This window comes from Rhizobium rosettiformans W3 (genome assembly GCF_004912135.1).
Taxonomy (GTDB): domain Bacteria; phylum Pseudomonadota; class Alphaproteobacteria; order Rhizobiales; family Rhizobiaceae; genus Allorhizobium; species Allorhizobium rosettiformans.
In genome coordinates, this window is record NZ_STGU01000005.1 from 1 (window position 1) to 19,494 (window position 19,494).

The window sequence follows — 19,494 nt, forward strand, 5'->3', positions numbered from 1 at the left end:
AAGGACTCCAGCCCACGGGGGCGGACCACGTTATCGGCTCTCGATTTTTGGTCGCTTGATATGGTCAAGTTGATTGGTGACAGCACAAAGTGACGCGTCTTCCGCGGCGCTCCAGCGAGGCCTCAAAGGGATCGGGTTGATTTGAACAAACTCCGACCCACACCTCCTCACTCCCCCTTCAACCCCTGAAACGCCGAGAGCGCCGCGTCCCTTGCCTTGCTATGATCGACAATCGGCATTGGGTAGGTCTTGCCGAGGCTGACGCCGGCATCCTTCAGCACCGCATGCGGGGCTTCGAAGGGTTTGTGGATGAACTTGGCCGGCATGTCCTTGAGTTCGAGCACGAAGCGGCGGACGTAAGCGCCTTCCGGATCGAATTTCTCGCCCTGGGTGATCGGGTTGAAGATGCGAAAGAAGGGGGCGGCATCGGCGCCGGAGCCGGCGACCCATTGCCAGCTGGCGGCATTCGATGCCGGGTCGGCATCGACGAGCGTATCGCGGAACCAGCGCTCGCCTTCGCGCCAGTCGATGAGCAGGTCCTTGATCAGGAAGGAAGCGACGATCATGCGCACGCGGTTGTGCATGAAGCCTGTCTGCCAGAGCTGGCGCATGCCGGCATCGACGATCGGATAGCCGGTCTGGCCGCGCTGCCATTTTTCCAGCAGATCCGGGGCGTCATGCCAGGGAAAACCGTCGAACTTGCCGTTCCAGTTGGCGACGGAAAGATCCGGAAAGTGGAAGAGGAGATGATAGGAGAAGTCGCGCCAGACCAGTTCCTTGCGGAAGTGAATGACGTCTTCGGAGGAGTAGCTGTCGTCCAGGCCGCGGGTGGCGTTCCAGACAAAGGCGGGAGAGATTTCGCCATGGGCAAGATGGGGCGAAAGCATCGAGACATGCGGTTCGGCCGGAAAATCGCGCCGGTTCCGATAGCCCTTGAGGCCGGTCTCGACGAAGTCGGAGAGGCGCTTTTTTGCACCCGCTTCCCCCGGCGTCCACACGGGCTCAAATCCCTTCGCCCAGTTCGGCCGGGTCGGTAGAAGGTGCCAGTCCCCAAGCGCCTCGCTTTGCGGCCAATTCTGAGGTGTCGCAACCGATGTCGGTGCCGGGATCGGCTCGGGCGGTTCGCCGGAGCCATCAAGCGCCTTCCAGAAGGGCGTATAGACGCGGAAATGTCCGCCGGCGCCTGTCTTCAGCTTGGTTGGCTCGTGCAGGATCTGGCCGGCGAATGTCCGGACCTCTATCCCATCGGCGATCAGTTTCGCCTTCAGCGCCTTGTCGATCGCAATGCCCGGCGGATCATAGCGCCGGTTCCAGAATACGGCCGAAGCGCCAGTCTCGGCGATTAGCTCGCTCAGCACGCGCTCGGCCGGACCACTGCGCAAGGTGAGGCGCGATCCGAGCGCTTCCAGCGACTTGCCGAAAGCAGACAGCGAATGATTGAGCCACCAGGCCTGGGCCGCGCCCAGTGGACCCGTGCCGGCCTCTTCCGGTTCGCGGATATAAAGAGGCAGGATGCGAAAGCCTTCGTCGGCCGCGGTGGCAAGGGCCGCGTGATCGGAAAGCCTGAGATCCTTGCGGAACCAGAGGATGAGCGTCTTGGCGGAGGTCTGGGGCATGCACTGTCTTCTACGTTGGCTTTATGGGCCATACGAAGGACAACCGCGAAGGGATCACGTCGTGTTCACGATTTCGCGGTGAAGGGCAACTTGCTCGGGGTCCGCCTTAGGCGGCGGAGCGACCGGGGGCGGCGCGGCGGGTCTGCTCGGCCCGGATCATGCCCATGATCTGCTGCGCATTTTCGCGCACATAGAGCCGGTGCAGCTTCTCGGCGACGGGAGCGGTCGTCAGCAGGCAGGTATAGCCTTCGCGCTCATACCAGCGGAAGTCCACCACATTGTCCATGTTGACGTAGAAGGGAAATCCGTCCCCATCGTGAAGCTCGAGCCACATCGGCCGTCCTCCTTGCATGCCTGTTCGTTGCAAGAGGAGATAGCAGGCAAAGGTGAAGAGGGGGTTTCGACGTCGCTACCCGATCTATCAGTGACGGATGTGCGTGGCTGAAAAAGCAAAAGGCCCGCGGCTGTGTTCAGCGCGGGCCTTGGAATGAGATGGCTCCCCGGGCCGGATTCGAACCGGCGACCTGTCGATTAACAGTCGAATGCTCTACCGCTGAGCTACCAGGGAACAGCCGCTTGCCGCGGTGTGAGCGGGGTAATACTGATGCTCGCTCCGTTTGCCAAGCGGTTTTTCAAAAAAAATGTCATCACCTTGTTTTTAAGTGTGGGCTCACCATCTGGAGAAGCGCTGACAGGGGTGGGAAATCCCCTGAATTTCGTGGAGTTTCAAGATGCCCGACCGCCGTTATCGCCTCGATCATGCGCGCGGGCGGCTCGTGCTGGGCGGGCTCGAAATCCCGGTGCCACGCTCGAGAACCGGTCGAATCGTGACCGGTTCAGCCCTTGTGGGCGGCGGTATCCTCGGCTTCCTGCCGATCCTCGGCTTCTGGATGATCCCGCTTGGGCTCATCGTCCTCTCGCATGATCTGCCCGCCGTTCGCCGGCGCCGCCGGCGCATGACCGTCTGGTGGAGCCGCCGCCAGGCCGCAAAGCGCAACGAGCGCCAGGATTAAGAGCCAGCGGCCGCCAAATGGTCGGCACATGTCATAGTGAAATGACCCGCCGCCCACCTTCCCATAGTCTGGACAGACTGAGTCGCGATCAACAACGAACCAGGGGGCGTTACGTTCCCGGAAAGGCGACACAAAATGATCCAACCGGTCCAGGCGGAGAGTTCCTGGATTCTGACGCCGAAAGACTTCCTCATCATCGACCTTGCCATGCAGGCAGCAGAGCCGAACAGGATCGGCCGGCCCGACGATGGCCATAGAGAAGCCGTGGGCAAGGCCGTCATCCGGCTTTATACCGCCGGCATGACCGATCCCACCCGCCTTGCCGATGCCGCCAGCACCATGGCTGCAACGCGCCTCCTCGACCGCCGACGTGGACAGCACGCAGGCTGACGAGGGGCTGCGGCGAGGGGTGTTTCGGCATCTACAGCGGCGCCGTGAAATTCGATGAATTTCCCCTTGCGCTCACTCTCGATCCGTTCTAAATGCCGCCCACCACACGCACTTTTATACCCGGATGGCCTCGTGGCGGAGTGGTGACGCAGAGGACTGCAAATCCTTGTACCCCGGTTCAATTCCGGGCGAGGCCTCCATCCGAACCTCCCCATATCCTGACATTATCCATTTGCCGGCGTTCAGGCCTTGGCGCTCACCGGTGTCCATCGGCCATCTTTGCGCCGATCCCGCGGCTTTGGTCGTTCCGCCCGATCTTGGCCGATGCCGGTGATTGCGCGGAAAGTTGCGCGCTCGCATGAGCAGGTCTCCCACAACAGGAGCACGCCCATGCGCAACGCAGTCTCTCTTCTAATGGCTGGCCTGATCGGTCTCGCCGCATCCTCCGCTTATGCCGACAATCTCTCGTTTACGCTCGAGAACCAGACGCCCAACATGATCGTGCAGTTTTATGCGACGCCGGCCGACGGTGGCACACGGTCCGAGCTTCTGAACAAGAAGGGGCTTTACGGCGGGAAGTCGCGCCAGCTGACGATTGCCGATGGCAGCGATGCCTGCGTCTACAAGATCCGCGCCGTCTTCGAGAATGACAGTTTCTATGACGTTCGGGACGAGGTCGATTTCTGCGAGAACGACACCTATACGCTGGCAGACTGACGCGACCTGCAGCGCGGCTGCGTCACTTCGCAGCCGCGAGATTCTCGTGTGCGAGGCTTCGAGCGGCTTGAAAGCGCATCTGGCTGCAATTAAAGACGGGTGTGAATAGCCGCTATGGCCGGTCGATACGGGGCGCGAACGAAATGATGGATTACGCAGCAGCACGCACCAAGATGGTGGACAATCAGATCAGGACGACGGACGTCACGTCCCATTCCGTTCTGAATGCCTTTCTGTCGGTGCCGCGCGAGGCTTTCGTTTCGGCGGAGATGAAGCCGCTCGCCTATATCGACGAGGACATGCTGATCGCGCCGGCCGCAAACGGCAATCCGCCCCGCTACATCATGGAGCCGTCGCCGCTGGCCAAGCTGCTGCAGCTTGCGGCGATCACCAAGGACGACCTGGTGCTGGAAATCGGCTGCGGCGCCGGATATTCGGCAGCCCTGCTTTCGCTGCTCGCCGGTTCGGTCGTTGCGACCGAGAGCGACGAGGCGCTGGTGACGAAGTCCACCGAGACCCTTTCGGAACTGGGTTACGATAATGTCGCGGTAGTCTCCGCAAAGCTTGAAGACGGTTATGCCGCCGAAGCACCCTACGACGTGATCTTCGTCAACGGTGCCGTCGAGGCGCTGCCGGAGACAATCCTGTCGCAGCTGCGCGAAGGTGGCCGCCTCGTTGCCGTTGTCGGTTACGGCAACTCGGCGCGCGCCCGTCTTTATGTCAAGAACGGCGGCATCACCTCCTATACCGAGTATTTCAACGCGGCAGTGAAGCCGCTGCCGGGCTTCCGCAAGGCGGCCGAATTCGTCTTCTGAGCGCAAGCGCCATCGGAATGGTGAGGGCCCGCTTCGTGCGGGCCTTTTCGTATCTGCACAACAAAGCTGTGCATCACGGCAATTCCTTAGGAAGGCGTGATTTTTTTCGGCAACCGCGTATCCTAGGGTGAGCGCGAATCGGCCCGGCAAGATTGCCGCCGGTCGACAGTTCTGAGGACAACGGGGATTAGTATGGCTCAGCCAAGCGTAGCGCGTGAACCGTCCATGGAAGAGATCCTGGCATCCATTCGCCGGATCATCGAAAGCAACGATCCGGTAAATGGCGCAAGCCAGCCGCAGGATCTGTCTCAGCTTTCCGACGACGACGGTGAAGCAGACCGAGGCTATGACGGCGGTGATTTCGTGGCCGCCAACGATGCCGCACCGTCTTTCCCCGTCTTCCAGCGTGAGATGCCGCAGGTGGAAGCCACGCCGCGCCGCGAGATGCCGCAGGCTGAGGCCGAGGACATGCCGAAGAGCGTCTCGCTTGCGGACCTCGCCGCCCGTGTCCGGTCGGCCTCCGAGCGCATGGAGCGTCCGGTCCAGACCCCGATGCCGCAGGACGCCGCGCCGATCGAGCGTCGCGAACCCGTGTCCGAGACCCGGGCCCCGGAAGCCCCCTCGATGAGCGCCCGCCTCGCGGAATTCCGCCAGCCGGAATTGCGCGCCGCGCAGCCCGCCGAAGCCCAGATGCCACCATCGCTGCGCCCTTCTGTCGATGCACCGCGCCCACTCTTCGCCGAGCCCGAAGCGCCTCTAGCGCGCATCGCCTCCGTCGAGGTTCGCGTCGAGCCGAAAGCCCCGACCGTCGAGATGAGTGCCGATGAGCCGATGGAGACGGAAGATTTCCAGATGAATGATGAAGACAATACCGGTGGTCGCGACCTGACGGCCCTGGTTTCCGCCGCAACGGTGGAGCAGGTCTCGCGCTCCTTCTCCGAACTCGCCGCCGCCTTCGACGGCACCGAGCGCCGTTCGCTCGACGAGATGGCCGAAGAGATGCTGCGTCCGATGCTCAAGGACTGGCTCGACGACAATCTGCCGACGCTGGTGGAGCGCCTCGTGCGGGAGGAAATCGAACGCGTCGCCCGCGGCCCGCGACGCTGACAGAACGCCCTTTGGGGATCACGGGCCGCTCGCAAGAGCGGCCTTTTTTATTGACTCGTCTTGGGCTGTCCTATTTACAACCCAACATCCAGAACTCGAAAATCCGGTCGGAAAATGCTCGAAAAGACCTATGATTCAGCCGCCGTCGAACCGAAGATCGCGAAAGCCTGGGAGGAGGCGGATGCCTTCCGCGCCGGCGCCAATGCGAAGCCGGGCGAGGACACCTTCACCATCGTGATCCCGCCGCCGAACGTGACCGGTTCGCTGCATATGGGCCATGCGCTGAACAACACGCTGCAGGACATCATGGTCCGCTTCGAGCGCATGCGCGGCAAGGACGTGCTGTGGCAGCCGGGCATGGACCATGCCGGCATTGCCACCCAGATGGTCGTCGAGCGCAAGCTGGCCGAAAACGGCCAGAACCTCTCGCGCCGCGACATGGGCCGCGAAGCCTTCATCGACAAGGTCTGGGAGTGGAAGGAGGAATCGGGCGGCCTGATCTTCAACCAGCTGAAGCGCCTCGGCGCCTCCTGCGACTGGTCGCGCGAACGCTTCACCATGGATGAGGGCCTGTCCAAGGCCGTGCTTGAAGTCTTCGTCACGCTCTACAAGGAAGGCCTGATCTATCGCGGCAAGCGTCTGGTCAACTGGGATCCGAAGTTCGAAACGGCGATTTCCGATCTTGAGGTCGAGAACAAGGAAGTTGAAGGCCACATGTGGCACTTCAAATATCCGCTCGCGGGTGGGGAGACCTACACCTATGTCGAGAAGGATGAGGACGGCAACGTCACCTTCCAGGAAGAGCGGAACTACATCTCGATTGCGACGACACGTCCGGAAACCATGCTCGGCGACGGTGCGGTGGCGGTCCATCCCTCGGACGAGCGTTATGCACCGATCGTCGGCAGGCTCTGTGAGATCCCGGTCGGGCCGAAGGAGCATCGCCGCCTGATTCCGATCATCACCGACGAATATCCGGATCCGAAGTTCGGCTCTGGCGCGGTCAAGATCACCGGCGCGCATGATTTCAACGACTACCAGGTCGCCCGCCGCAACAAGATCCCGCTTTATCGCCTCATGGATACCCAGGCGAAGATGCGTGACGACGGCGAGGATTATGCCGTTTACGCCGCGCGCGCTCTGGAGATTGCCAAGACCGGCCATCTGCCGAACGAAGCCGAGGTCGACGACATCAACCTCGTTCCCGACGAGTATCGTGGTCTCGACCGCTATGAGGCCCGCAAGCGCATCATCGACGCGATCAATGCCGAAGGCCTTGCCGTCACGGTAAAGGACGCGGAAGGCAATGATGTGCCCTTCGTCGAGAACAAGAAGATCATGCAGCCCTTTGGCGATCGCTCCGGCGTTGTCATCGAGCCGATGCTGACCGACCAGTGGTTTGCGGACGCAAAGACGTTGGCCGAACCGGCAATCGCGTCGGTTCGCGAAGGCCGCACCAACTTCGTCCCGAAGAACTGGGAAAAGACCTATTTCGAATGGATGGAAAACATCGAGCCCTGGTGCATCTCGCGCCAGCTCTGGTGGGGTCACCAGATCCCGGCCTGGTATGGTCCGGATGGTCAGGTCTTCGTCGAAAAGACCGAGGAAGAGGCGCTCGACGCTGCCGTCCAGCACTATCTTGCCCATGAGGGACCGTGGAAGGCCTGGGTTCAGGAGAAGCTCGAGAACTTCGCACCCGGCGAGATCCTGACCCGCGACGAGGACGTGCTCGACACGTGGTTCTCCTCGGCGCTCTGGCCCTTTTCGACGCTCGGCTGGCCGGACAACACGCCGGAACTGGCGAAGTATTACCAGACCGACGTTCTCGTCACCGGCTTCGACATCATCTTCTTCTGGGTTGCCCGCATGATGATGATGGGCCTGCACTTCATGAAGGACGAAGACGGTAATCCCGTCGAGCCCTTCCACACGGTCTATGTCCACGCCCTGGTTCGCGACAAGAACGGCCAGAAAATGTCGAAGTCGAAGGGCAACGTCATCGATCCGCTGGAGCTGATCGACGAGTATGGCGCCGACGCGCTGCGTTTCACGCTGGCGATCATGGCCGCCCAGGGCCGCGATGTGAAGCTCGACCCGGCCCGCATCGCCGGCTACCGCAACTTCGGCACCAAGCTGTGGAACGCCACGCGTTTTGCCGAGATGAATGGCGTGAAGGCCGATCCCGGTTTCCTGCCGGAGACAACGTCGCTTGCGATCAACCGCTGGATCCTGACCGAACTCGCCCGCACGGAAGCCGAGGTGACGGAAGCGATCGAAGGCTATCGCTTCAATGACGCTGCGGGCAGCCTCTATCGCTTCGTCTGGAACCAGTTCTGCGACTGGTATCTCGAGCTGTTGAAGCCCGTCTTCATGGGCGAGGACGAGGCGGCCAAAAAGGAAGCGCAGGCCTGTGCGGCCTTTGTGCTGGAGCAGATCTACAAGCTGCTCCATCCCTTCATGCCGTTCATGACGGAAGAGCTCTGGGCGCATACGGCAGGCGAGGGCGCTTCACGCGATACCCTGCTCTGCCATGCGGACTGGCCGGCTCCGGAATTCTCCGACGAGAATTCTGCCGCCGACATCAACTGGCTGATCGACCTCGTGACCGGCATCCGGTCGGCCCGTTCAGAAATGAACGTGCCGCCCGGCGCAACGGCCCCGCTGGTCGTGGTTGGGGCCAATGGCGTGACCCAGGAGCGGCTGATCCGCCACGATGCCGCGATCAAGCGCCTGGCGCGCGTCGAAGCGATCTCGGTTGCCGACGTCGCGCCGAAGGGTGCCGCCCAGATCGTCGTCGGCGAGGCAACTGCCTGCCTGCCCTTGGGCGCGCTGATCGATCTCTCGGCTGAAAAGGCGCGTATCGAAAAGGCGATCGCCAAGGTAGACCAGGAAATGGCGCGCATCGCAGGCAAGCTGAACAACGAGAAGTTCGTTGCCAACGCGAACCCGGAGGTGGTCGCTGCCGAGCGAGAGCGTTACCAGGAGCTCGAGGTGCAGAAGGCGAGCCTTGAAAAGGCGTTGAAGCGGGTTCTGGAGGCCGGCTGAGCGCTGATTGCCTGAGAAATGATTTTCTAAGGGCCGGATCCGAGATCTGGCCCTTTGTTATTGCGCCGCAGCATGGTCGATGCCGCTGCTCAGGGGAGCGTTGTAACGATTCCGGGCGATATCTAACCAATGCGTAGGCAGGCGGCGTCGACAACACCCTGAAGTGGTGAAAAATCAACCATGTCGCCGGATGGTCATGGCTGTGGCATGCGCGCAACGCATGGCTGAAGTGCGATAAGAATATTCTAACAACGTTGCTATATGTCGCCAAATGTTAGGATATTCATCCAACCGCTGCGGATATCTGAAGCTGCGCTAAAATCGTTACGTAAAAATTTCAGCGATGGAACAAGGCTGTGACGGAGATCACCCGATTGCCATCCTGTCGCACATGTCTAGTATGCCAAATCACAGTTTTGCCTGAATTGGGGAGAGACATGGCGAACCACTTGATGAAGACAACCGCCCTCGGGCTGATCGCAGCATGCGCATTCGTGGGAGGCGCGCAGGCAGGCGGTCTTGAACGTGGCGGTTATAACATCGATCTTCTGTTCGATCCGGGCCAGTACACGTTTGAGTCGGGCGTCACTTACGTCGCGCCGCAGCGGAAGCTGGAAAACGTGCAGGACACGGATGCCTCGGACGGCCCGCTCAATGCGTTGGGTTACGAGGGGTCAACTGACGAGACGGAGAGCTATTTTGTCCCGCGCGTCGGGTTCAAGGCTCAACTGGTCGATGGTCTTGACTGCATGGTGGATTATTCGCAGCCTTGGGGTGCCCATACAAAGCCGGGTTCCACGTGGGCAGGCGCAAATCACAACATTGAAACGAAAGTCAACAGCGACAACTATGGCCTAACCTGCTCCTATAAGTTCGACGCTGGGCCGGGCCAAGTCCGCATTATTGGCGGCGGTTTCTACCAGCAAGTCGATGGCTTTAAGGACCGTCTGGTTGTGGCGCCGGAAGTTCTTCCTGCATTTGGACTAACTGGCACGGGCTTGGGCAGACTCGACCTCGAGGGAGATGGATGGGGTTGGCGTATAGGGGCTGCTTACGAAATCCCAGAATATGCTTTTCGCGCTAGTCTCGTCTACAATAGCGAAGTGAAGCTTGACGACATCACCGGTACGCTTGATCTCACAGGCGTGCCCTCAGGTCTGCCGGGTGGAGGCGGGCTGTTCGGTAATGTCACGGACGTCTACGGTGCCACAGCGATGCCAGATTCGATTGAGCTGAAGGTGCAGTCCGGCATAGCGCCAGATTGGCTCGCATTCGGTTCTGTCAAGTGGACAGACTGGAGCCAGTTGCAGAGCATACCTTTCTGCCCGGTGTCGACGCGAGGTGTGGTCGCATGCGCCACGGGTTCGCCTGCTGGAGTTGATGTCACGTCTCTCGACCTGATATATCGAGACGGCTGGACAATTTCTGGCGGTATCGGGCACAAAGTTAATGAGCAGTGGAGTGTGGCGGGCTCGGTAACTTGGGATAGGGGCACGTCACAGGGCTTCGGTAGTCAGACGGATACTTGGACTTTCGGTACTGGGGTTTCCTATGCACCGAACCAGAACGTCGAGCTGAGGCTTGCAGGTGCGATCAGCTTGCTGACCTCGGGCGAATCCGGAGTTGTGACCGCCAATGGCGAAACCTATGGCGATGACGTTTCCTACGACTTCGGCACCGATATCGCGGCTGCCGTATCAACGTCTCTTAAGGTTCGTTTCTGATCTTTCCCAATATTATTGAGTGGAAGCCCGGCTTGTCCGGGCTTCTTCCGTTTCAGGCATACCCCGCATTTTTCAGCATTCCGGAATGTGACGATTCTGCAACATCGGACCTATCCTTCTTCACCAGCCCCGCCGGCGTCCAATTTGTCCATTTCCCGCCACAAACGGGGAGCACCGGTGGGATGCGAGACGGCAGGCGCCGTTTCCGGCGGGTGGTGTAACGAGTTTCACATGAGCCTCTGGGGCGTAAATAGGGTGCAAATTGCAATGACTTCGGTCGCTTTTGGGGAGCGGTCGGCGGGTCTGGTGGACAAAATCGGATGGGGGCAAAAAATCGCCCCGGTCTTGCCGGAAATCCAGACTAGTCTCTCGATCATGCAGACGAAACATAAAGGGAGCCATGACGGCTGCTCCGACCGCAGGTCCGGTCATGAACCGTCTATTCATTGGTTGAGTGTATTCTTGAAAAAGGGCGCAGATGAACTCGCCGCAATTGCGGCGCGGAGGATCTGATGTCCATGATGACTTGGAAATTGTGCGGACCCATGCGTCTAGGTGACTGGAAGTCTTCGGCGGTGCTTCTGACGGCAGCTCTTCTGCTGTCTTCGAGCCCATCGGCGCGTGCATTCGACATGAATGCCGGCGTCAGCAAGGAATCCGGTCCCTTCGATCTCTTCAAGTTCGGCTTCAACGCCTACAAGAAGGGCCAGAAGGAAGAGGCGGTCGAAGCCTATCGCTACGCTGCCGAGAAGGGGCATACCGGTTCGCGCTGGGCACTCGCCAACATGTATGCTGCCGGCGATGGCGTCGTCGAAAACGACTTCGAAGCCTTCAAGATCTATGCCGAGATCGCCAACCAGGGTGTCGAGCCCGGCTCCGAGGACACCGGTTTCTTCGTCAACGCGCTCCTCTCGCTTGCCCGGTATTATCGCCAGGGCATTCCGGACAGCCCCGTCAAGGCGGACCTTGCCCAGGCGCGCCAGATCTATTTCCAGGTGGCATCCACCTTTGGCGTGCCGGAAGCGCAGTTTCAGCTGGCGCGGATGATCCTGGCCGGCGAGGGCGGCGGTGTGAACGTCCAGCAGGCAAAGAAGTGGCTAAACATGGCGCGCAAGAGCGGCCATGCTGGCGCCATGTCCATCTTCGGCAATGTGCTCTTCGAAGAGGGCCAGACTGTGCGCGGCCTAGCTTTCCTGACGGCGGCGCTCGATCGCTGCAATCCGAAGGATTGTCCTTGGATGCAGGACCTGCAGGAGCGGGCCTTCTCGCTCGCCACAGAAGACGACCGCCGCGTTGCGGTGGCGCTTGCGCCCCAGGTTTACCAGCAGGGCGACTGACGCGGCTTCTGAGCGTTGGATCGAAACGAAAATGGGCGCCTCGGCGCCCATTGGTGTTTATGCGATGTCGTTCCGCTTCAGAAGGCGAAGTGACCGACGACCGGCACGTGGTCGGATGGCTTCTCCCAGGCGCGCACATGTTTCTCGATCTCCGCGGACCGCAGCCGGTCGGACGCTTCCGGCGAGAGCATCAGATGGTCGATGCGGATGCCGTTGTTCTTTTGCCAGGCGCCGGCCTGGTAATCCCAGAAGGAAAAGAGTGGCGCCTCGTCCGTGGACGCCCTGACAGCATCGACGAAGCCGAGATTTTCAAGGCGCCGGAAGGCGGCACGCGTCTGAGGCAGGAAGAGCGCGTCGGTGACCCACTGGCTCGGATCCTTGGCGTCGTGCGGCTCGGGGATGATATTGTAGTCGCCGGCGAGGATCAGCGGCTCCTCCAGCGCCATGCGGTCCCGCGCAAAGGCTTCGAGCCGCGCCATCCAGGCGAGCTTGTAGGGGTATTTGATCGGGTCGTCGGAGGGGTTGCCGTTCGGCAGATAAAGCGAACAGACGCGCACCACGCCACCCTCGACGGAAAACACGCCCTCGATAAAACGGGCCTGCTCATCGGTGTCATCGCCGGGCAGTCCGCGGTTGACTTCGTCAGGCTTCACCTTGGAAAGCAGTGCGACGCCGTTGAAGCCCTTCTGGCCATGGGTCTCGACGTGATAGCCGAGCGCCTCGATCTCGGCCCGCGGAAAGCCTTCATCGACCGATTTGATTTCCTGCAAGCAGGCAATGTCGGGTTGTGAATCCTTCAGCCACTGGCACAGGTTTTCGATGCGTGCCTTCACGCCATTGATGTTCCAGGTGGCTATTTTCATCATCACTCACACGGAGAAGCTGGTGCCGCAGCCGCAGCTCGCCACCGCATTGGGGTTCTTGATCTGGAAAGACTGGCCGAGCAGGTTGTCGACGAAGTCGATCTCGGAACCGGCCATGTAGATGAGTGACATCGGGTCGATGAGCACGGTGGCGCCATCGCGCTTAATGACGATGTCGTCGCCGGCCGGCTGGCCGTCGAGGTCGAACTTGTAGGAAAAGCCGGAACAGCCGCCGCCTTCGACGGAGACGCGCAGCGCCTGCTTGTCGGCTTCGGCGGCAACGATGGCTGCGATTCGCTTTGCGGCGGCTTCGGAAAGCGTGACGGTCTCGGTGCTCATTTGGCCTCCTGCCGGGTTCAAGGCCCGGTGAAAACGGTCTCATTCTCAGCAAATCACCGCATTGTAATGCAATTGGGCGATTTTTGCACCGGCGAGGCGGGCCAAAGACGCTTCGAGACCCGCATCGCCTTGCGGCTTTGTTGGCTATAGGTATGAAGGCACAAGAGTTGCGTCAATGGGGAGCAAGCGGCACAGGCATGACGATTGATGAAGCAGCACTGGGTTTCGGAACCGGGGAGCGGGCAGTTTTCGCCACCAATCCCTGGAAGAGCCGTGGTCGCCTTTTCGAAGAAGGGGGCAGCCTGACGCGTTCTGATTTCCAGCGCGACCGTGACCGCATTGTCCACACGACGGCCTTTCGGCGTCTGAAGCACAAGACGCAGGTCTTCATCGGGCCGGATGGCGATCATTACCGGACGCGCCTGACGCATACGATCGAAGTCGCGCAGATCGCCCGTGCGCTCGCCCGCGCCCTGAAGCTCGACGAGGATCTCGCGGAAGGCGTGGCCCTCGTGCATGATTTCGGCCACACCCCCTTTGGTCATACCGGCGAAGATGCACTGCACGAAGTGCTGAAACCCTATGGCGGCTTCGACCACAATGCCCAGTCGCTGCGCATCGTGACCAAGCTCGAGCGTCGCTACGCCGATTTCGACGGGTTGAATCTGACCTGGGAATCGCTCGAGGGGCTGGTGAAGCACAACGGTCCGTTGCTGACGAAAGACGGGCAGGGGACGCGCGGACCCGTTCCGCAGCCGATCCTCGACTATTGCGAGATCCATGATCTCGAGCTTTCGAGCTTTGCCGGGCTGGAGGCGCAGGTCGCGGCTATCGCCGACGACATCGCCTACAATACCCATGACATCGATGACGGGCTGCGCTCGGGTTACCTCACCTTCGAGATGCTCGAGGATGTGCCCTTCCTCGCCGGGCTGATGAAGGATGTGCGGGACCGTTATCCGCATCTCGATCCCGATCGCTTCACCCACGAGATCATGCGCCGGCAGATCACCAGGATGGTCGAGGATGTGATCGGTGTTGCCCAGGATCGGCTGAAGACAATCGAGCCGCAGAGCGTGGAGGATGTCCGCGCCGCCCCGATGACCATCGCGACCTTCTCCGGCGAGATGGCCGAGACCGACAAGGCGATCAAGAAACTCCTGTTCAGCCGGATCTACCGCCACCCGGACATCATGCGGATCCGTGCCGCGGCCGCCGAGATCGTCACCGATCTCTTCAATGCCTATATGGCCGACCCCAAGCTGATGAAGAGCCACTTCTGGGTCAACCATATCTCCGGTCTCAATGACGGTCAGAAAGCCCGGCATGTGGGTGACTATCTCGCCGGCATGACCGACACCTATGCGGTGCGCACGCACCGGGAGCTGTTTGACCGGACTCCGGAATTGCGATAGGCAGCCGACAAATTCTGAACGGACGCGGGGATTTTACCCGCGCGCAGGGACACGCCATGAACCTTTTCGCCGATTTCGAAACCCGGATCAAAGCAGCGCTCGATGAGATCGAGGCGGTGCGCGAGAAGCGCGACAGCCTCGACTTCAGCCGTATCGTCGTCGAACCGCCGCGTGATCCGAGCCATGGCGATGCCGCGACCAATGCCGCCATGGTGCTGGCCAAGGGCATGGGTATGAACCCGCGCGCGCTGGCTGACCTCATCGGCGAGAAGCTGAAGCAGGATCCTGATATTGCCGAGGTCGGCGTGGCCGGCCCCGGTTTCATCAACATCCGCCTTTCCGTCGCCTACTGGCAGCAGCTGCTTGCGACCATGATCCGGCAGGGCACGGATTTCGGCCGCTCGACCGTGGGCGCCGGCCACAAGGTCAATGTCGAATATGTCTCGGCCAACCCGACCGGCCCCATGCATGTCGGCCATTGCCGTGGCGCCGTTGTCGGCGACACGCTGGCCAATCTGCTGGGCTTTGCCGGCTACGAGGTGACCAAGGAATACTACATCAACGATGCCGGCGCGCAGATCGACGTGCTCGCGCGCTCCGCCTTCCTGCGCTACCGCGAGGCACTCGGTGAAGATATCGGCGAGATCCCGGCCGGCCTTTATCCGGGCGATTATCTGGTCCCGGTGGGCAAGGCGCTGGCCGACGAGTATGGCACCAAGCTCCTGACGATGCCGGAAGAGGAGATGCTGGCGATCGTCAAGGACAAGGCGATCGATGCCATGATGGCGATGATCCGCGACGATCTGGCGACGCTGAATGTGCATCACGACATCTTCTTCTCTGAGCGCACGCTGCATGCCGGCAATGCCGCCAAGATCCGCACGGCGATCAATGACCTGACCTTCAAGGGCCATGTCTATCGTGGCACGCTGCCGCCGCCGAAGGGCCAGCTGCCGGAAGACTGGGAAGACCGCGAACAGACCCTATTCCGTTCGACCGAAGTCGGTGACGACATCGACCGGCCGCTGATGAAGTCGGACGGCTCCTACACCTATTTCGCCGCCGACGTTGCCTACTTCAAGGACAAGTTCGATCGCGGCTTCTCCGAGATGATCTATGTGCTCGGCGCCGACCACGGCGGTTATGTGAAGCGGCTTGAGGCCGTCAACCGGGCCGTTTCCGAGGGCAAGTCGAAGCTCACCGTTCTGCTCTGCCAGCTCGTCAAGCTCTACCGCGACGGCGAGCCGGTAAAGATGTCAAAACGCTCTGGTGATTTCGTCACGCTGCGCGAAGTGGTCGAGGAAGTCGGCCGCGATTCGGTGCGCTTCATGATGCTCTACCGGAAGAATTCCGAGCCGCTCGACTTCGATTTTGCCAAGGTGACGGAGCAGTCGAAGGACAATCCGGTCTTCTACGTGCAGTATGCCCATGCTCGCTGCATGTCGATCCTGCGCCAGGCGAAGGAAGCCTTCCCGGATCTGGAGATCGAGAAGCTCGATCTGGCGGGTGCCGTAATGGGACAGATCGAAGATCCGACGGAACTGTCGCTGGTGGCGAAGCTTGCGGAATATCCAAGGATTATCGAGGCGGCGGCACTGTCGCAGGAGCCGCATCGACTTGCATTTTACCTGCATGATCTGGCAAGCTCGCTCCATGCTCACTGGAACAAGGGCAAGGATTCGCCCGAATTACGCTTTGTTAACGATAAACATAGAGAATTAACCATCGCCAGGCTTGGGCTGGTGCATGCTGTCGCCTCCGTGTTGAAGTCGGGACTGGCCATTACTGGCACCGAAGCTCCGGTCGAAATGCGATAGTATCGTCACCAATTCCCCACAATGCGCTGGCAGGCGTTGAGTCGCGTGAGTGAGTGGAACAGGGTATGGTACAGAAGCAGGCTGCAAACAGCATTCGATCGCAGGGCGATGGTTTCGCAGATGACGATCCGTTGGCGGAACTGGCTCGCATCGTCGGGTTTGACCAGCCCCTGAAGCGCGAGCCCGTTGTCACGCTTCCGCACGTTGCCGAGGTCGGGTCTCCGAACTTCAATCTTGAAGACGAATTGATGCGCGAGTTCGAGGGCTACGAAGCAGCGCCCGCGCCGTCGCCCTATGCGCCGCCGCTGGCCGCACCTGAGCCTGTGGCGCCGCGCCCGGTGGCCGTCGAGAGCTATCCGGCGCCGCAGTATCGTGAAGAGCCACGCTTCGAGGCTGAGCCTTCCTACTACGAAGCGCCTGAGCCGGCCTATCAGCCTGAGCCCGCTTATGAGGCCGAGCCTGCTTATGAGCCTGAGCCGGTCGCTTATGCCGCGCCTGAGGTGTCCCATGAGGAGCCCTATGCGGCTGCATTCGAGCAGTCTGAGCCTGAGTTGGGCGACTTCTCAGCGCGCGAGGAGGCTCAGGTCGCATATCCGGTGGAGCCGGAGATCTCTCTCGATCTGGCCGATGAGCTTGAATTCGCCGTCGCTGATGCGGATCTCCGTCCCGAGCCTGTTGCCGAGCCGATCAAGCCCGTCCAGCCCGAGCCGCCGCGCCTGCGTCTGCCGCTCGCCAATTTTTCCGCGCAGCCCGTTCGCCGTGCAGAGCCGCAGCTTGCGCCCGAGCCTCCGAAGGCGGAGACGTCGCTTGGCCTGGGCGCCTTCGACGTTCCGGTGGCTGCACCAGCCCCGATCCCGGCTCCTGCCGCACCGCAGCCGGTTTCGACCCCACTCGACTTCGGCAAGGCAACCTTCGACTGGGCCTCCGGTCCCGTCGAGCCGATCCCGACCGTGTCGGCTGCGCCGAAATTCGATGTGTCACCTGTTGGTCCTGCCGCCGCTTCCGTTCCGGATTTTGGCAGCTTTGCCGTCGCCTCCGAGCCGCGTGAGATCACCGCAGCGCCGGTGCAGACGGTGAGCCGCGCCGAGCGGGAAGAGCCCGACTTCAGCTTCGATTTCCTCGACGAACTCGCCGTCGAAGACGAGCCGAAGGCCGTGTCGGCCGCGCCGCAAGTCGTTCAGGAACGCGCAGCGCCGACTGCGGCGGATGATGAATTCGACCCGTTCTCCGATGACGAATTCGATCTGCAGCTCGACGATATCGAACTGGATCTCTCGGACCTCGACAGCGCTCCGCAGAAGCCGCAGGCGGCACCGACGCCTGCCGTTGCTGCCACCCCTGCAACGCCTGCGCCCGTCTTCGCGGCTGCATCCGCTCCGGCACCGGCACCGGCACCGAGCCGCGTCGAGCCTGCGCTTGCCACAGCATTCGTCGGCACTGTGTCTGCCAATGCAGCCTATGCCCAACCGGCACCCGTTGCAGCGCCTGCCTATGCTGCTCCGGTGAGCCGTCCGGCGGCCGAGACCTACGCGCCGGCTCCTGCCCAGCCTGCGGCACCCGTCCGTCCTGCAGTGCCGGCCGAAGAGAGCTTCGGCTTCGATCCTTCGGAGATTTCCGAGCAGGACGACACGCTGGAAACCTTGAGCGGGATGGATGTGCCGGACGTGCCGGTGACGGAAACCCGGCCGGTCCAGCCCGCGCAGCCGGATTATGACTTCGACATCGATGCCGAACTGGCCACTCTGTTTGAGGAGCCGGTTGCGCCGCCGCAGACGAAGCCGGTCGCAGCGAGCCGCTATGCCCAGGCGCCCGTAGCCGAAGCGCCCGTGGCCCGTGTCGCTGCCGCCAAGCCGCCGCTCGATGATTTCGACGCTTTCGAAAAGGCGCTGGAAGAAGACCTGCGCAGCAGCATGTCCTCTGCCTCGGCCCTGGAGCCGGAAAGCCGCGGTCACATCACCATCGCCGGCGAAGGTCAGGGCTTCCGCTTCCGCCACATCAAGCCTTACCTGATGGCCGGTACGGCCGTCGTGATGCTGCTCGCCGGCGCGGGCGGGCTTTACGCCTGGCTCGGCAGTGGCACCGTGGGCACGCTGACAAGCGGCGAGCCGCAGGTGATCGCCGCCGACAAGTCGCCGGTCAAGATCGTGCCGGAGGATCCGGGTGGCAAGTCCGTGCCCAACCAGGACAAGGCGGTTTATGACCGCGTGGCCGGCAATGGCGTTGAAGATCCGAAACAGCCGAGCCTGATCTCCTCTGAAGAAGAACCCGTCGACGTCGTTCAGCGCACGCTGATCCCGGAAACGCTTCCGCTCGAGGGCGAAAACGAGGCCATGGGCACGCCGGTCGGCGAGACCGAAGATCCGCGTCTTCTGCCCGACAGCCAGCCGCAGCAGGCTGAAGCCGAAGACCCGGCGACCATCACGCCGCGCAAGGTGCGCACCATGATCGTCCGTCCGGATGGCACGCTGGTTGCGCAGGAAGTGCCGGCAGAGCCGACGCCGGCACCGGTTGAGACCGCGGCCGCAACGCCGTCGCAGGCTGCCGCCGATACGCCGGTCCTGGCGCCGCCGAGCGTGCCGAACACCAACACCAACGACACGGTCCGGACCGTTGATACGCGCGTCGTGACACCGGGTGGCGAGACCGAAGCTGCTGCGACACCGGTGTCTGTGCCCGCCGCATCGGCATCTGCCGCGACCGAAGTTGCGACTGCAACGCCAGTTGCTCCCGACACGCAGCCCCTGGCGGACGCAACCGCACCGGCGGCCGACCCGACCTCGGCCCGCGCCCCGATCCCGACGACGCGTCCGGCCGATCAGCCGGTGAACGTCGTAGGCACCGTGACCGATCAGGGCAATGTCCGCCCGGCGCAGCCGGCGGCGACGGCCCCGGCGGAAGTGGCCGCTGCCTCTCCGGCAGCAGAGACCGCGGCACCGGCAACGGCAGCCCCAGCTGGCAGCTTCGGCATCCAGATCGCCTCGCTGCCGTCGGAAGCCGATGCGCAGAAGAGCTATCGCAACCTCTCGTCCAAGTTTGCGGGCGTCCTCGGTGGCAAGCCCTGGGAAATCCGTCAGGCGGATATCCCCGGCAAGGGCACCTTCTACCGTGTTCGCATCGTGGCCGGCTCCAAGGACGACGCCGTGGCACTCTGCGAGCAGTATCGCGCCGCAGGCGGCAGCTGCCTCGTCTCGCGCTGATCACTGCGAAACCCAACGAAAAGAAGAGGCGGGACCCCGGGTTCCGCCTCTTTTCTTGTGCATGACGGCAAGGGCGCCTGCCCGGCCGCTTCGGCTTTT

16 protein-coding genes and 2 tRNA genes are annotated in these 19,494 nt (G+C 61.8%); 13 read left to right on the forward strand and 5 right to left on the reverse strand.

What is annotated here, in order from left to right; genetic code table 11:
* Positions 1-167 precede the first annotated feature (167 nt).
* The 3 genes from FAA86_RS10650 to FAA86_RS10660 form a co-directional block, all read right to left on the reverse strand.
* Complete coding sequence (locus FAA86_RS10650; protein WP_136540437.1) at positions 168-1,616, reverse strand: cryptochrome/photolyase family protein; 1,449 nt, start codon at positions 1,614-1,616, stop codon at positions 168-170.
* A gap of 106 nt (positions 1,617-1,722) precedes the next feature.
* A complete protein-coding gene (locus FAA86_RS10655) occupies positions 1,723-1,950 on the reverse strand; it encodes a hypothetical protein (protein ID WP_136540439.1) in 228 nt (75 codons plus the stop codon).
* Between the two features lie 159 nt (positions 1,951-2,109).
* Positions 2,110-2,184 (reverse strand) — tRNA-Asn (locus FAA86_RS10660).
* A gap of 163 nt (positions 2,185-2,347) precedes the next feature.
* On the opposite strand from FAA86_RS10660, the gene FAA86_RS10665 reads away from it, so the two are divergent.
* The 10 genes from FAA86_RS10665 to exoR all read left to right on the forward strand — a co-directional run bounded on the left by FAA86_RS10665 (position 2,348) and on the right by exoR (position 11,764).
* Positions 2,348-2,629 carry a hypothetical protein gene (locus FAA86_RS10665; RefSeq protein WP_136540441.1) on the forward strand — a complete coding sequence of 94 codons (282 nt, stop codon included), beginning with the start codon at positions 2,348-2,350 and terminating at the stop codon, positions 2,627-2,629.
* A 135-nt stretch (positions 2,630-2,764) separates the two neighbouring features.
* Positions 2,765-3,019 carry a hypothetical protein gene (locus tag FAA86_RS10670; RefSeq protein WP_136540443.1) on the forward strand — a complete coding sequence of 85 codons (255 nt, stop codon included), beginning with the start codon at positions 2,765-2,767 and terminating at the stop codon, positions 3,017-3,019.
* 126 nt (positions 3,020-3,145) lie between these two features.
* Positions 3,146-3,219 (forward strand) — tRNA-Cys (locus FAA86_RS10675).
* A gap of 190 nt (positions 3,220-3,409) precedes the next feature.
* Positions 3,410-3,736 (forward strand): hypothetical protein, encoded by a 327-nt coding sequence (locus tag FAA86_RS10680; protein ID WP_136540445.1) that lies wholly within the window; start codon positions 3,410-3,412, stop codon positions 3,734-3,736.
* Between the two features lie 143 nt (positions 3,737-3,879).
* A complete protein-coding gene (locus FAA86_RS10685; protein WP_162760098.1) occupies positions 3,880-4,551 on the forward strand; it encodes a protein-L-isoaspartate O-methyltransferase family protein in 672 nt (223 codons plus the stop codon).
* A gap of 192 nt (positions 4,552-4,743) precedes the next feature.
* Positions 4,744-5,658, forward strand: a complete 915-nt coding sequence (locus tag FAA86_RS10690) for a PopZ family protein (protein WP_136540447.1) — start codon at positions 4,744-4,746, stop codon at positions 5,656-5,658.
* Between the two features lie 114 nt (positions 5,659-5,772).
* Complete coding sequence (locus FAA86_RS10695; RefSeq protein WP_136540449.1) at positions 5,773-8,703, forward strand: valine--tRNA ligase; 2,931 nt, start codon at positions 5,773-5,775, stop codon at positions 8,701-8,703.
* A gap of 437 nt (positions 8,704-9,140) precedes the next feature.
* A complete protein-coding gene (locus FAA86_RS10700; RefSeq protein ID WP_136540451.1) occupies positions 9,141-10,427 on the forward strand; it encodes an OmpP1/FadL family transporter in 1,287 nt (428 codons plus the stop codon).
* A 231-nt stretch (positions 10,428-10,658) separates the two neighbouring features.
* Positions 10,659-10,940: a hypothetical protein gene (locus FAA86_RS10705; protein WP_136540453.1), complete on the forward strand. Its 282-nt coding sequence runs from the start codon at positions 10,659-10,661 to the stop codon at positions 10,938-10,940.
* A gap of 32 nt (positions 10,941-10,972) precedes the next feature.
* Positions 10,973-11,764, forward strand: a complete 792-nt coding sequence (exoR, locus tag FAA86_RS10710; protein WP_113461732.1) for an exopolysaccharide production regulator ExoR — start codon at positions 10,973-10,975, stop codon at positions 11,762-11,764.
* A gap of 77 nt (positions 11,765-11,841) precedes the next feature.
* Here exoR and xth read toward each other — a convergent pair whose 3' ends face one another.
* Positions 11,842-12,627 carry an exodeoxyribonuclease III gene (gene xth, locus FAA86_RS10715; protein ID WP_136540455.1) on the reverse strand — a complete coding sequence of 262 codons (786 nt, stop codon included), beginning with the start codon at positions 12,625-12,627 and terminating at the stop codon, positions 11,842-11,844.
* Between the two features lie 6 nt (positions 12,628-12,633).
* Positions 12,634-12,966 carry an iron-sulfur cluster insertion protein ErpA gene (erpA, locus tag FAA86_RS10720; RefSeq protein ID WP_136540457.1) on the reverse strand — a complete coding sequence of 111 codons (333 nt, stop codon included), beginning with the start codon at positions 12,964-12,966 and terminating at the stop codon, positions 12,634-12,636.
* 197 nt (positions 12,967-13,163) lie between these two features.
* On the opposite strand from erpA, the gene FAA86_RS10725 reads away from it, so the two are divergent.
* The 3 genes from FAA86_RS10725 (at position 13,164) to FAA86_RS10735 (ending at position 19,395) form a co-directional block, all read left to right on the forward strand.
* Positions 13,164-14,381 (forward strand): deoxyguanosinetriphosphate triphosphohydrolase, encoded by a 1,218-nt coding sequence (locus FAA86_RS10725; protein ID WP_136540459.1) that lies wholly within the window; start codon positions 13,164-13,166, stop codon positions 14,379-14,381.
* 56 nt (positions 14,382-14,437) lie between these two features.
* The gene (argS, locus tag FAA86_RS10730) at positions 14,438-16,198 is read left to right on the forward strand and encodes an arginine--tRNA ligase (protein WP_136540461.1); all 1,761 of its coding nucleotides are present in this window, start codon (positions 14,438-14,440) and stop codon (positions 16,196-16,198) included.
* A gap of 65 nt (positions 16,199-16,263) precedes the next feature.
* Positions 16,264-19,395, forward strand: a complete 3,132-nt coding sequence (locus tag FAA86_RS10735; protein ID WP_136540463.1) for an SPOR domain-containing protein — start codon at positions 16,264-16,266, stop codon at positions 19,393-19,395.
* Positions 19,396-19,494 lie beyond the last annotated feature (99 nt).